9 protein-coding genes and 1 riboswitch are annotated in these 14,123 nt (G+C 63.9%); of the genes, 6 read left to right on the top strand and 3 right to left on the bottom strand.

Translation table 11 applies throughout. The features are described from left to right. Positions 1-55: 55 nt before the first annotated feature. The 3 genes from guaB to CDQ92_RS07490 all read right to left on the bottom strand — a co-directional run bounded on the left by guaB (position 56) and on the right by CDQ92_RS07490 (position 4,981). Entirely contained in the window at positions 56-1,513 is a 1,458-nt protein-coding gene (guaB, locus tag CDQ92_RS07480) for an IMP dehydrogenase (RefSeq protein WP_088440794.1), read from the bottom strand. A gap of 131 nt (positions 1,514-1,644) precedes the next feature. Beyond that, entirely contained in the window at positions 1,645-2,580 is a 936-nt protein-coding gene (locus tag CDQ92_RS07485) for a winged helix-turn-helix transcriptional regulator (protein ID WP_088441454.1), read from the bottom strand. Between the two features lie 112 nt (positions 2,581-2,692). After that, on the bottom strand, positions 2,693-4,981 hold the full coding sequence (locus CDQ92_RS07490) for a TonB-dependent receptor (protein ID WP_229667171.1): 2,289 nt from the start codon (positions 4,979-4,981) through the stop codon (positions 2,693-2,695). A gap of 120 nt (positions 4,982-5,101) precedes the next feature. Here CDQ92_RS07490 and CDQ92_RS07495 point away from each other — a divergent pair, with 120 nt between their 5' ends. From CDQ92_RS07495 to CDQ92_RS07520, 6 genes are all read left to right on the top strand, one after another. Then, positions 5,102-6,070, top strand: a complete 969-nt coding sequence (locus tag CDQ92_RS07495; RefSeq protein WP_088440795.1) for an NAD(P)H-dependent flavin oxidoreductase — start codon at positions 5,102-5,104, stop codon at positions 6,068-6,070. Next, positions 6,067-7,563, top strand: coding sequence for a carotenoid oxygenase family protein (locus tag CDQ92_RS07500; protein WP_088440796.1), 1,497 nt, complete (start codon positions 6,067-6,069; stop codon positions 7,561-7,563). Before CDQ92_RS07495 ends, CDQ92_RS07500 begins: the two co-directional genes overlap by 4 nt. A gap of 1 nt (position 7,564) precedes the next feature. Then, complete coding sequence (locus tag CDQ92_RS07505; RefSeq protein WP_088440797.1) at positions 7,565-9,256, top strand: class I adenylate-forming enzyme family protein; 1,692 nt, start codon at positions 7,565-7,567, stop codon at positions 9,254-9,256. Between the two features lies 1 nt (position 9,257). Then, the gene (locus tag CDQ92_RS07510; RefSeq protein WP_088440798.1) at positions 9,258-10,487 is read left to right on the top strand and encodes an acetyl-CoA acetyltransferase; all 1,230 of its coding nucleotides are present in this window, start codon (positions 9,258-9,260) and stop codon (positions 10,485-10,487) included. A gap of 1 nt (position 10,488) precedes the next feature. Beyond that, positions 10,489-11,649, top strand: a complete 1,161-nt coding sequence (locus tag CDQ92_RS07515) for an acetyl-CoA C-acyltransferase (protein ID WP_088440799.1) — start codon at positions 10,489-10,491, stop codon at positions 11,647-11,649. A 203-nt stretch (positions 11,650-11,852) separates the two neighbouring features. Continuing rightward, positions 11,853-12,071, top strand: a riboswitch (cobalamin riboswitch). A gap of 176 nt (positions 12,072-12,247) precedes the next feature. Then, entirely contained in the window at positions 12,248-14,101 is a 1,854-nt protein-coding gene (locus CDQ92_RS07520; protein ID WP_088440800.1) for a TonB-dependent receptor plug domain-containing protein, read from the top strand. Positions 14,102-14,123 lie beyond the last annotated feature (22 nt).

Raw genomic sequence — 14,123 nt, forward strand, 5'->3', positions numbered from 1 at the left:
CAGTGGATAGCCGCTCTAGATTGCTTCGCTATGCTTGCAATGACGACTGGGCAGATTACCCAGCCGGATAATTCGGTGCCTCGCGGGTGATCGACACGTCGTGGACATGGCTTTCACGCAGACCCGCGTTGGTGATCCGTACAAATTTGGCGCGGTCACGGAAATCGGCAAGGGTACGGCTGCCGGTATAGCCCATCGCGGCTTTCACGCCGCCGACCATCTGATGGATGACATCCTTGGCCGGACCCTTGAACGGCACCTGACCCTCGATGCCCTCAGGAACCAGCTTCATCTGGTCCTTGATGTCCTGCTGGAAATAGCGGTCGGCCGAGCCGCGCGCCATCGCCCCGACGCTGCCCATGCCGCGATAGCTCTTGTAGGTGCGGCCCTGGAACAGGAAGGTTTCGCCCGGCGCCTCGGCAGTACCAGCGAGCAGCGAGCCGACCATCACGCACGAAGCGCCGGCAGCCAGCGCCTTGGCAATATCGCCCGACGTGCGCAGGCCGCCGTCGGCGATCACCGGGATATTCTGCTTGGCAGCCTGCTCGACGCTGTCGATGATCGCGGTGAGCTGCGGCACGCCGACCCCCGCGACGATCCGCGTCGTGCATATCGATCCGGGTCCGATGCCGACTTTCACCCCGTCCGCGCCTGCGTCGATCAGCGCCTTGGTCGCGTCGCCCGTCGCGACATTGCCCGCGAGGATCTGCACACGGTTCGACAGCTTCTTGATCGATTCGACCGTCTGCGCGACCATCTTGCTGTGGCCATGCGCGGTGTCGACGACGATCAGGTCGCATTCGGCCTCGAGCAGCGCCTCGGCGCGCTCAATCCCCGTCGGGCCGGTGTTCGTCGCCGCGGCGACGCGCAGGCGGCCGCTGCTGTCCTTGGTCGCATCGGGGAAATTGACCGCCTTTTCCATATCCTTGACAGTGATCAGCCCGATGCAGCGATAATCGTCGTCGACAACCAGCAGCTTTTCGATGCGGCGCTGGTGAAGCAGTTTGCGCGCTTCGTCCTGGCCGACGCCGGGGCGCACCGTGGCAAGGTTTTCCGCGGTCATCAGCTCGCGCACCGGCTGACCCGGATTGTCGGCAAAACGCACATCGCGGTGGGTCAGGATGCCAACCAGCCTGCCACCCGTCTCAACCACCGGAATGCCCGAAATCTTGTGCTGGTCCATCAGCGCGGTGGCATAGGACAGCGGCGCATCGGGCGTGATGGTGATCGGATTGACGATCATCCCGCTTTCAAAGCGCTTCACCTGCCGCACCGCGGCCGCCTGTTCTTCGATCGTCAGATTGCGGTGGAGCACGCCGATGCCGCCGATCTGCGCCATCAGGATCGCCATGTCGGCCTCGGTCACCGTGTCCATCGCCGACGACAGGATCGGGATGTTCAGGCTGATCTCGCTGGTCAGCTGGGTTGAAAGGATCGCATCGCTGGGCAGGATTTCGGATGGGCCGGGCACCAGCAGCACATCGTCAAAGGTCAGACCGGTCGTGATTTCCATCGGGGCCACTTTCTGGTGCGGGCGGCGCCTGTCCCGCATTTCGGGGCGGCACGCGCGATTCGTTTGGTGGCGGCCCATGTAACCAGTCGGCCCCGCGCGCGCCAGTGGGCGACGCATGATTATTTCGTGGGCTACGTTTCTGTCGGCTCGACGGTGAAACGGCTGTTCTCCAGCCGCAGTTCGTCGCCGCAATCGCTGCACGCGACGACCATGTTGAGGTCGTGACCGCAGGGGCGATGGGTGAGCAGCACCGGCGGCCCGCGCTCGTCCGAAAACCAGCGGTCGCCCCAATGCAGCAGCGCGAGCAGCACCGGATATAGGTCGCGTCCCTTGGCAGTCAGGCGATATTCGAACCGGTCGCCGCGGTCGGAATAGGGGACAGCGCGAATGATCCCCTGCCGCACCAACCGTTCCAATCGCCCCGTCAGGATATTGGTCGCCATCAGCGTGTCGCGCTGGATTTCGTCGAAGCGATTGATATGGGTGAACATCGCGCGGACGACCAGCGTCGCCCAGCGGTCGCCGAACAGCTCGATCATCGTGTCGACCAACGGGCGGCCACCGGGACGGCGGGTGCCGACGTCGCCGTTGAAACGACGGCGCTCATAGTGCGGCACGACCTGCGCAAGTCCTGGCCCCTCGCGCCAGTCGACGTCGCGGGGGTCGATCTCGGCGCGGCAATGGCCGCAGGTCGGCACCGGTTCGGTCGCTTGGCCGCACGTTGCATGGTGCAAATGAACCTGAAAATCGCGGCTGTCCGCTTCCCATTTGTGCTGCCAGCGTAGCATCATCAGGCCGTTGGGAAACTGGTCGCGCCCCTTTTGGGTCAGCACATAGTGAAAGCCGCGGCCGGCCTTGCGCGGCACTTTCGCCAGGCAATCTTCCTCGACCAGCTTTTTGAGGCGCCCGTTGACCACTGAGCGGGCGAGCCCGGTGCGCGCGACAAATTCGTCAAAGCTGTGGATGCCGAGCAGCGCCTGTTCCATCAGCAACAGCACCGGCACATCGCCGACCACGTCGAGCGCGCGCCAGATCGAACAGGCTCTGATGGTGCGATCGTGTTTCAAGCCCAAGCCATTCCTTGCTCTGCCGCCGCCCTACCCCAGCGACCCGACATCGACAAGGCAAGGTCGGGAGAGGGAGCGGTGCCCGCGCTCCCTCTTCCCTGGGGAGAGGCCGCTAGAAGCGCCCCGTCAATTGCACCGCAATTGTCCGCGGGCGATCGACGATGCCGTTATACGCGTTGCCGGCGTTGCGCGTGATCGTCGTTGCCAGCGGCATCGAGCTGGCGGTTTGCAGAATGCGCTGGTTGGTCAGGTTGCGCCCGATCAGCGCCACTTCCCAGCGATTGTCGATCTGCCCCAGCGCCAGCCTGGCCCCCAGCTTGACATAGCCGTCCTGATGCGTGCGCGGATCAAGGTTCGCCGACGCGATATAGGAGGAGGAGAAGTCGGCGTTGAGGTTGAACGCCACCTTCATGTCGCTGCTGATCGGGGTCGTATAATCGAGGTTGAGGTTGCCCGACCATTTCGGCGACAGCGCGTTGCGCAGCCCGGTATAGTCGCAAAATCCTCCCGGCCCCGGGACTTGCAGATAATAGCATTGGCCCGATGTGAAGTTGGTGAATTTGAAATCGAGATAGGCAACCGCACCGCTGATCGTCAGTCCGTCGGCGATCGCAGCGCGGAAGTCGGCCTCGACTCCCTGCGTGCGCGCGCCCGCAGCGTTGGCGACGTTGAAGTTCAGCGTGCCGTCGAAGATGTTGACCTGCAGATCCTTGTAGGTGGTGCGATAGAGCGACAGGTTGAAGGCGACATTGCGCCCCTTGTATTTCAGCCCCGCTTCGAAATTGTCGGCGTTTTCATCTTCGAACTCGAAAGCGCCGGGCTTTGCGACGGTGGTCGAGCCCGGCAATGAATTCGAGCGGATGTCGAAACCGCCCGCCTTGGTGCCGCGCGCGAACGAGGCATAGAGCATCAGCTCGTCGGTGGCGTCGAACTGGACGTTGACCATCGGGTTGAAGCTGTCTTCGCTGAGCTTGCCCGATATGCTGTGGGCTTCGATATTGAGCGCGCGGAAGGTTCCGGCGACGACAAGCGGGTTGAAGGTGTTGAGCGGGCCCTGGACGATCCGCAGATCGCGGCTGCCGCTTTTCTTCTCATGGTTGAAGCGCGCCCCAGCCGTAATCCTGAACCGCTCGCTCAGCGCCAGCTCGCCCTGCGCGAACACGGAAATCAGGTCCGATTTCTGCGAATAGACGCGATCATTGCGGGTATCGCCGAGCGCGTTGAACGGCGGCCCCAGGGCCAGGAAGGTCGAGTTGAACAAGACTTGATCGTCAACATCGAGCTTGGCGTGCTGATAATAGGCACCGGCGATATAGTTGAACGCCTCACCGCCCGGTGACGCCAGCCGCAGCTCCTGCGAATATTGCCGGTAGTCTTCCTGCAAATTGGTCCCGTCGAGAAAGCTGATGCCCGAGAAATCGACATCGACAATCTCACGTGTCTTGTAATCGAGCAGCGAGGTGACCGACGTCAGCGTATGCTCGCCGATCTCCAGATCGGCGTTGAGCGTCGCGCCGAACACCTTGTTGCGGCTTTCATAGCCATTGTCCTCGCGGACATAATCGGGGTCGGTGCTGACAAAGAACGGACCCTGGAAGACCGTATTGTAATTGCCGACCGCCCCGAACACGTCGCGCGGCTGACCCTTCATTTCGAAGTCGGCATATTCGAGCTTGAGCTCGGCCGCAAAAGGTCCGCCGCGATCGAACTCGAGCTTGCCGCGGAAATATTTCTCGTCGACGTTCGGCTCGTCGCGGTCGAGCTTCGCGTTGTAGAAATAGCCATCCATCTTGCGATAATAGCCGACGACCCGCGCCTCTACGCCTTCGCTCAGCGGACCGGACAACACGCCGGTCAGCTGCAATTCCTTGTGGTTGAATTCATAGAGGCCGCTCACCGACCCTTCGAACTCGTCGGTCGGGCTGCGCGTCGTGATGTTGACCGCGCCCGCAATCGCATTCTTTCCGAACAGCGTCGGCTGCGGCCCACGTAGCACCTCGACGCGTTCCATGTCGACGAGCGGCAGGCGCGACAGCTGGTCGCGGCCATAATAGACGCCGTCGACGAACATCGCGACCGACTGTTCGAAGCCCTTGTTGTCGCCCGACGCGATGCCGCGGATCGCGATGCGGTTGGCAATCGCGGTCTGGGTGATTTTCAGGTTGGGGACCGACGAGGAGATTTGTTCGAGGTTGGTCTGGCCATAGTTTTCGACCTGCTTGCCGCTGATCGCCGAAATCGAGATCGGCACGTCCGACAGCCCTTCGGCGCGTTTCTGCGCGGTAACGATGATTTCCTCGAGCCCGCCCTGATCGTCAGCCGGGGCCGCGTCCTGCGCAAAAGCCATACCGGGGCTCGCGAGCGCCGATGCAGCGAGCAGCGCAACAAAATAGCTCTTCATAAGGATCCTCCCACGCATCATCGTCTTGGCGACCACCGCCCGCGATGTTTTTCTTGCCTTGCGACTCATAACGGCTTTAAGTATCGTTATGCAAGTCAGATAATTTGAGAGAGGATAACGGTGCTGCAGAACGGCCTTCCCCCCGCGCTGACGCGCAATTTGCGCCTGCCAGCCATTGCCGCGCCGATGTTTCTTGTTTCGGGACCAGAGATGGTGATTGCGGCATCGCGCGCGGGAGTGATCGGCAGCTTCCCTGCCCCCAATGCGCGCACCTCGGCCGATCTGGAGGATTGGGTGAGCCGCATCGACGCGGCGCTGTCGCACGATCCCGATGCTGCCGCATGGGCAGTCAATCTGGTCGTCCATCCGTCGAACAGCCGGTTGCCCGAGGACCTCGCCTGCGTCGTGCGCCACAAGGTGCCGCTGGTGATCACCGCGCTCGGCAGCCCGGCAAGGGTGGTCGAGGAAATTCATAGCTATGGCGGGCTGGTGTTCGCCGACGTCAATTCGGTCGGCTTTGCCCGCAAGGCCGCCGACGCCGGGGTGGATGGGCTGGTGCTCGTCGCCGCGGGCGCGGGCGGGCATACTGGCGCCACCGCTGGCTTTGCATTTGTCGAGGAGGTGCGGCAGTTCTGGGATGGGCCGCTGGTGCTCGGCGGCGCGATCTCCACCGGCCATGCCGTGCGCGCGGCCGAGATTTTGGGCGCCGACCTCGCCTATCTCGGTACGTCGCTGATCGCCTGCGCCGAGAGCATGGCGGTGCCGCGCTACAAGGACATGATCGTCGCCGCAGGCGCCGAGGATATTGTGCCGTCGAAGGGCATCACCGGGGTCACCGCCAACTGGCTGAAACCGAGCCTGATCGCCGCGGGTTACGACCCCGCCAACATGCCCGAGGACAAACGACCCAATTTTGCCGACGCGCAGGACGAGGCGAAGGCGTGGAAGAATGTCTGGTCCGCCGGGCAAGGCGTCGGCGCAGTGCGCGGTGTCGAGCCGGTGGCGACAATCGTCGACCGCCTTGTTTTTGAATATGATGCCGCTGCCGCAAGGCCGCGCTTTACCCCCGCCGAAGGAGTCCTCGCATGACCGCCCAGCTTGTCGAGACCATTGAAACGACGATCCAGCCGAACGACCATCCCTATATGAAGGGCGCGTGGCGACCGACCTACAACGAGTGGAACGCGATCTTCGCCAATGGCGATGCCGAGGTGATCGGAAATATTCCGACCGACATCGACGGCGTCTATGTGCGCACCGGCGAGAACCAGATCCACGAACCGATCGGCCGCTATCACCCGTTCGATGGCGACGGTTTCATCCATGCCATCTCGTTCAAGGACGGCCGTGCGAGCTATCGCAGCCGATTTGTCCGCACCAAGGGGTTCGCAGCCGAGAAGGAAGCGGGACGGTCGCTTTGGGCCGGCCTCATGGAACCGCCGCACAAATCGACCCGCCATGGGTGGGGGGCGCAAGAGTGGCTCAAGGATAGCAGCTCGACCGATGTCGCGATCCATGCGGGCAAGATCATCTCGACCTTTTATCAATGCGGCGAGGCGTACCGGCTCGACCCGTTCACGCTCGAACAGCATGGCACCGAAAGCTGGGTGCCGCTCGACGGCATTTCGGCGCATTGCAAGGTCGACCTTGCGACCGGAGAATTGATGTTTTTCAATTACTCGAAGCACGCACCTTACATGCATTATGGCGTCGTCGGGCCGGACAATAAGCTCAAACATTATATCCCTGTGCCGCTGCCCGGACCGCGCCTTCCGCACGACATGGCATTCACCGAAAACTACACGATCCTCAACGACATGCCGCTCTATTGGAACGAGGAATTGCTCGAAAAACGGCTGCATGTGGTGCAATTTCACCCCGACCAGAAGACGCGCTTTGCGATCATCCCGCGCCATGGCCAGCCGGAGGACATCCGCTGGTTCGAGGCCGCGCCGACCTACACGCTGCATTGGCTCAACGCTTGGGAGGAAGGCGACGAGATCATCCTCGACGGCTATTATCAGGAAGAGCCGATGCCCAAATCCTATCCCAACGCGCCCGACGGGTTGGAGCGAATGATGGCCTATCTCGACCAGGGGCTGCTCAAGCCGCGTCTCCACCGCTGGCGCTTCAATCTGGTGACGGGCCAGACCAAGGAAGAACGCCTCGACGATCGCGACCTCGAATTCGGCATGTTCAACCACCGCTATGCGGGCAAGCCTTATCGCTACGCCTATAGCGCGATCCCCGAGCCGGGCTGGTTCCTGTTCCGCGGGCTGGTCAAACACGACCTCAATGCGCGCACGAGCGAGGAATATGCGTTCGGCCCGGGCCGCTTTGGCAGCGAGGCGCCCTTTGCGCCGCGGATCAACGCGAAGGATGAGGATGATGGCTATCTCGTCTCCTTCATCGCCGACCTCGAAACCGACAAATCCGAATGCGTACTGATCGACGCCAAGAATATCGCCGCAGGGCCGGTGTGCCGGATCATGCTGCCCGAGCGCATTTGTTCAGGGACGCACAGCGTGTGGGCGAGCGGCGACGATATCGGCATGGGCGGTAACAGCGTACTGGCCGCCTGAGATGATCGTCGCGGGAGAGGACAAGCGGCGGGGGCATCGGACAAGCGGCTGGTGGGGCGACCAGACCTTTGCCGACCTGTTCGCGGCCAATGCGGCGGCGCATCCCGAACGGCTTGCACTGGTCGATGCGCCGAACCGCAGCGACTTCGCGTTCGGCGAGCCGCAGCGGCTGACCTATGCCGAGCTTGAGGCCGAGATCGACCGGATCGCGGGCGCGCTCATCACCGCCGGGATCGGCAAGGACGATGTGCTGCTCGTCCAGCTTCCCAACATCAGCGAATTTGTCTCCCTCTATTTCGCGGCGGCAAAGATCGGCGCCATCGTCAGCCCCGCGGCGGTGCAATATCGCAGCCACGAACTGAAAGGCATGATCGGCGTTGTCGAACCCAAGGCCTTTGTCTGCGCGACCAAGGTCAAGGGCTGCGACCATGTCGGCGTTGCGGCTCCCCTGCTGGGCGACATCGCGCTGATGACCTTCGGCCCCGATGCTCCCGCCCATGCGCTCGACCTCTCGAGCGCAGCGGGAGACGCTGACGCCCTCGCTGCCCACGTCGCCGCGAACCCGGTCGATGCCGACGACATTTTCACCATCTGCTGGACCTCGGGCACCACTGGCGTCCCGAAGGGCGTTCCGCGCAGCCACAACCACTGGATCGCGGTCGCCGCCGCGGGTTACGAGGCGATGAAGGTCGGGCCGGGCGACGTGCTGCTCAACCCCTTCCCACTGATCAACATGGCGAGCATCGGCGGCATCACCATGTGCTGGCTGACCAGCGCGGGCACGATGGTGCTGCATCATCCCTTCGATCCCGGCATCTATCTCAAACAGATCGCGACCGAGCGACCCAGCCTGACGATCGCGCCGCCCGCGGTGCTCAACATGCTGCTCCGGAACGAAGCGCTGCTGGCCTCGGTGGACATCTCCAGCCTGCGCGTCATCGCCTCGGGCTCGGCGCCGCTCGCGCCCGCGATGGTGCGGGGCTTTCAGGAAAAGCTCGGCATCATCATCGTCAACGTCTTCGGATCGAACGAGGGAATGAGCTTCATCACCGGTGCGGGCGACATGCCCGACCCCGACAAGCGCGCGAGCCTGTTCCCGCGCCGCGGCCAATATCCGCCGCCCTATGGCGAGGGCCGCGCGCCCAATATCGAAAGCCGCCTCGTGTCGCCGGGCGGCGGTGACCCGATCGAAGTGGATGGCGTGTCAGGCGAACTGCAGATCCGCGGCCCGAGCCTGTTCGAGGGTTATCACAACGCTCCCGAACAGACCGCCGCCGCCTTCACCGACGACGGCTGGTTCCGAACCGGCGACCTGTTCGAAATCGCCGAGGGCGGCGACTTTTACCGCTTTGTCGGGCGCTGCAAGGATCTGATCATTCGCGGCGGGGTGAACATCTCGCCCGAAGAGATCGACCAGCTTCTCGGCGGACATCCGCTGCTCGCGGAAGCCTGCGTCTTTTCGCTCCCCGACCCAACGATGGGCGAGCGCATTGGCCTCGCCTATGTCCCGCGCGGCAATGAAGATGTCGGCTTGGGCGATGTCACCGACTATCTGCGCGGACACGACCTCGCGGTGTTCAAACTGCCCGAACGCCTGTTCCGCTTCGACGCTTTGCCGCGCAACGTCACCAACAAGGTGATGCGCAGCGAAGTGCGCGAACAGGCGCTCGTCACTCTCGAAAAGGAAGCCTGATATGGCGAAAGACGTCTTCATCCTCGGCGGCGCGCAGAGCGATTTTGCGCGCAACATGGAGCGCGAGGGGGGCGGGCTGTTCGAGCTGTTCCGTGATGTTGCCGAAGCGGCTTTCGCAGCAACCGGGATCGAACCCAAAGAGGTCGAGACCGCGCATGTCGGCAATTTCGTCGGCGAATTATTTGCCGGACAAGGCCAGCTCGGCGGCTTTTTTGGCCATGTCCACCCCGACCTCGCGGGCGTTCCCGCCTCGCGCCACGAAGCCGCCTGCGCGTCAGGCAGCATAGCCATTCTCGCGGCGGCGGCGGAAATCGAGGCCGAACGCTACGGACTTGCCCTGGTCCTCGGGATCGAGCTGATGCGCAACGTCCCCGGCCAGCGCGCCGCCGAATATCTCGGCGCCGCTGCCTGGGCGGGGCGCGAGGCGCAGGAAGCGCGCTATCTGTGGCCGTGGATGTTTGCGCGCGTTGCCGAGGAATATGACGAACGCTTCGGGCTCGACCGCGCGCATCTGCGCGGGATTTCGGCGAATAACTTCGCCAATGCAAAGAAAAACCCCAATTCGCAGACGCGCGGCTGGGCGGTGACCGACGATCATCTGGGCGAGAATGACGAGGTCAATCCGCTGATCGAGGGCAGCTTGCGCAAGTCCGATTGCGGACAGGTCACCGACGGCGCCGCGGCCATCTTCCTCGCCTCACGCGAGGTTGCCGAGGCTTATGCCAAACGCCGCGGCATCCCGTTCGGCGCCATCCCGCGCATCAAGGGTTGGGGCCATTCGACCGCCCCCCTGCTCTATTCGACCAAGGTCGCGGGCAGCCGCGGCGAGCCTTATGTCTTCCCCAGCGTGCGCAAGGCGATGATGGACGCGCTGCGCCGCGCGGAAATGCCCGATGTCTATGCGTGCGATGGGGTCGAGGTGCATGATTGTTTCTCGATCACCGAATATATGGCGATCGACCATTTCGGCATCACTCCGCCCGGCGAAAGCTGGCGCGCGATCGAAGACGGCACGATTGCGCTCGGCGGCAAGCTGCCGGTCAATCCGTCGGGCGGGCTGATCGGGCTCGGCCATCCGGTCGGCGCTACCGGGGTGCGGATGCTGCTCGACAGCTGGCGGCAGGTCACCGGCAATGCGGGTGATTATCAGGTCGAGGGCGCCAAGAATCTCGCGACCTTCAACGTCGGCGGCAGCGCGACCACCGCGGTCAGCTTCGTCGTCGGCACCTGATTTGGCCGACGTCTATCTTTACGACGCCGTTCGTACCCCGCGCGGCAAGGCGCGGCCCGACGGCGGGCTCGCCGGACTGAGCCCGCAGGAACTGGTGCGCCAGCAGGTGGCGGCGCTCGCGGCGCGATGCGGCGATAAGGCAGCAAACCCCGATGCGCTGTTGCTCGGCTGCGTCACGCAGAGCGGCGCGCAGGGCGGGCATATCGCGATGCTGGCCAAGCTTCATGCGGGTCTGCCCGACACCGCGGCCGCGCACAGCATCAACAATTATTGTGCATCGGGCCTGTCCGCGATCGGTCAGGCGGTAGCGAAGATTGCTAGCGGCGAAGCCAGCTGTGTTCTTGCGGGCGGCGTCGAGTCCATGAGCGGCACGCTCTTTTTGAGCGACGGCGCGGCGTTCTATGCCAATGACGAACTGCCGCCCCGCGCACGCTTCGTGCCGCCGGTGCTCGCCGCCGACCGGCTCGCCAACGCCGAGGGAATCACGCGCGCCGAACTCGACGCGGTCGCTCTCGCCTCGCAGCAAAAGGCAGCGGCGACTGACGCGGACGCCGCGCTCCAGCAATCGCGCATCGCCGCCGGACCGCTCGCCAGCGAGGAATGTATCCGTCCGCAAACCTCAGCGGAGTCGCTCGCCGCCGCCTCGCCTGCGTTCGGCGACCTGCAACAGCAATATGCGGGCGCGCTCGAAGGCGCGACTTTTGCGCCGCTGCACAGCATCGCGCACGCCCCGCCGATATGCGACGGCGCGGGTTTGGCGCTCGTCGGCGGTGCAGATCTTGGCGCTCACCCACGCGCCCGCGTTGTGGCATTTGCCGAAAGCGGCGGCGATCCCGCCGCATCGCTGACCGCCGGTTTCGCCGCGATGGACAAGGTCTTGGCGCGGACCGGACTGACGCTCGCTGATATCGACCAGATTGAGTTCATGGAGGCGTTCGCGGTCACCATCGCCAAATTCCTGCGCGACCGCGACGTCGATCCGGCGCGGGTCAATGTATCGGGCGGGCATCTGGCCAAGGGGCACCCGATGGGGGCGAGCGGTGCAATCCTGACCTCGACGTTGCTCGACGCGCTCGATGCAAGTGGTGGACGATACGGCCTGGTCGTGCTGACCGGCGCGATGGGGGTTGGCGCGGCGATGGTGGTCGAGCGGGTCACCTGAAAATCCGCCCTGTCGCGAAGTGATGGGGCGGAGGCAGCGCGAAGCGCTGCCGGAAGGGCCCTTGCCGCGACGTTGCCGCCCCTCCACCACGCTCTTCCGGCGCGGTCCCCCTCCCCATCGCTTCGCGACAGGCAGGATCATTGATACAAATGACGATTGCGCAAAACCGCCACTCCGCTATGGGCGGCGCGTGCGGGGCTTGCCCCGCGCAGATCGCGCCGGTGCCCGAAAGGGCTTAAAATGGGAACGCGGTAAGGGAGTTCGTCCTGAACCCCCGAAGCCGAGGCTGTCCCTGCAACTGTAAGCGGCGAGCAAGATGCACCGATCCGAAGCTTTCGGATCAGCCACTGGGGCAACCTGGGAAGGCGTGCATCAAGCTTTGACCCGCGAGCCAGGAGACCTGCCGGCGTGGGTCGCTCACTGCCAAGGCCCAGGGAAAGGCCGCGGCACGGACGATTCCGTCGAGCGACGACCAAGCGGTGGAACCGCTTCGGTGCCGGGGCCGCAGGCATTTACGCCACTTGCGACGCCAGCATCGGTCGATCGCGTGCGCGTTTCGGCAGGCTCCGCCTTCGTTGCCGGCGTGCGGGAGTCTCCCATGTTGAAATATTCGAGCATTTCTCTTCTCGCCCTTGTCGCCGCGGCACCCGTCGCCGCGCAGGAAAACTCCCGTTTCGACGACATCGTCGTCACCGCATCGGGCATCGAACAATCGCGCGATGAGGTCGGCCAGGCGATCACCGTCATCGATGCCGACACCATCGAAAAACGCCAGGCGACCGATGTCGTCGACCTGCTCGCGACCACCCCCGGCATCCGCTTCAACCGGTCGGGCAGCACCGGTTCGGTGGCGGGCATCTCAATCCGCGGGGCGGAAACGACGCAGACTTTGGTGCTGATCGACGGGGTGAAGATCAACGATCCCAGCGGTATCGGTGACGGTTATGATTTCGGTCATTTGCTGACCGGCAACATCAGCCGCATCGAAGTGCTGCGCGGATCGAACTCCGTCGTCCACGGCAGCCAGGCGATCGGCGGCGTGGTCAATCTGATGACCGCAGCCCCCGAAGCAGGCTTTGCCGCCCGCGCGTCGGCCGAATATGGCTACAGCGATACGGTGAACGCCAAGGCCGATCTGTCGGGCACTGCCGGGGCCGTGTCGGGCGGTATCGGCGGCGCCTATTTCCGCACCGACGGCATTTCGTCGGCGGCGATCGGCACCGAGAAGGACGGCTACAAGAATTTCGCGGGCAACGCGCGGCTGAAGATTGCGTTCAGCGACGCGCTCAGCCTTGACCTGCGCGGCTATTACATCAACGCAGACCTCGATTATGACAGCTTTTTCGGCGCCCCGGCCGATAGCGGCGACGTCGCAAAACTCGACCAATATATCGGCTATGCGGGACTCAATCTCGGGCTGTTCGACGGCCGTTTCACCAGCCGCGCCGCGGTGACGTGGATGCGCAACGAGCGCGACTATTTCTTCGTGCGCGGGACCGCCCCCGACTATGGCTACAAGGGCACGAACCTGCGCTTCGAATATCAGGGCGTCGTGGCCCCCGCCGACACCGCCAAGCTTGTGTTCGGCTACGAGCATGAACGCCCCGATTATGATTTCTTCGGTTTTGGTTCGACCGACAGCCAGCGCGCCAATATCGACAGCGTCTATGCACTGGCTCTTCTCCAGCCGGTGACCGGGCTGTCGCTGACCGGCGGGGTTCGCCATGACGACCACAGCCAGTTTGGCGGCGCGACCACCCTGGGCGCCAACGCCAATTATTCGCCCAACAACGGCGCGACCAATGTCCGGCTGAGCTATGGCGAAGGCTTCAAGGCGCCATCGCTCTACCAGCTTTACGACAGCTTCAGCGGCAATGCGGCGCTGCGCCCCGAAGAGTCGAAAAGCTATGACGTCGGCATCGACCAGAGCCTCGCCGACGGGCGGGCGTTGATCTCGGTGACGGCGTTTCTGCGCAACACCGTCAACCAGATCAATTACGACAATGCGACCTTCACCTATGGCAATATCGACCGCACCCGCGCCAAGGGGGTCGAGGCGATGCTGGCGCTGCGCCCCGTCGATGCGCTGAACGTCACCGCGTCCTACAGCTATATCGACGCGCGCGACCGGTCGGGCCGCCCGGCGTTCGACGGCAAGCGCCTGCCGCGCCGCGCCGAACAGGCGGTCAGCCTGTCGGCAGACTATGACTGGTCGTTCGGGCTGTCGACCGGCGCGACGATCACGATGGTCGGCGACAGTTTCGACAATGCGGCGAACACGGTGCGGCTCGACGGTTATGCAATCGCCGGGGTGCGCGCGTCCTTCGCCATAACCGAGCGGGTCGAAATGTACGGACGTGTCGATAATCTGTTCGGCGCCGATTATGCGACGGCATTCAACTATGGCACCTATGGCCGCGCCGCCTATGGCGGGGTTCGGGCGCGGTTCTGATGACAGGGGCGCTGCCGGTGCA

Origin of the sequence: Sphingopyxis bauzanensis, from assembly GCF_002205675.1 — a bacterium.
In the GTDB taxonomy this organism is placed as follows: domain Bacteria; phylum Pseudomonadota; class Alphaproteobacteria; order Sphingomonadales; family Sphingomonadaceae; genus Sphingopyxis; species Sphingopyxis bauzanensis.

Bases quoted from the DNA above. Each gene is read 5' to 3' on its own strand.
- guaB (WP_088440794.1), bottom strand. From the start codon at position 1,513: ATGGAAATCACGACCGGTCTGACCTTTGACGATGTGCTGCTGGTGCCC.
- CDQ92_RS07490 (WP_229667171.1), bottom strand. From the start codon at position 4,981: ATGAAGAGCTATTTTGTTGCGCTGCTCGCTGCATCGGCGCTCGCGAGC.
- CDQ92_RS07500 (WP_088440796.1), top strand. From the start codon at position 6,067: ATGACCGCCCAGCTTGTCGAGACCATTGAAACGACGATCCAGCCGAAC.
- CDQ92_RS07505 (WP_088440797.1), top strand. From the start codon at position 7,565: ATGATCGTCGCGGGAGAGGACAAGCGGCGGGGGCATCGGACAAGCGGC.
- CDQ92_RS07510 (WP_088440798.1), top strand. From the start codon at position 9,258: ATGGCGAAAGACGTCTTCATCCTCGGCGGCGCGCAGAGCGATTTTGCG.
- CDQ92_RS07520 (WP_088440800.1), top strand. From the start codon at position 12,248: ATGTTGAAATATTCGAGCATTTCTCTTCTCGCCCTTGTCGCCGCGGCA.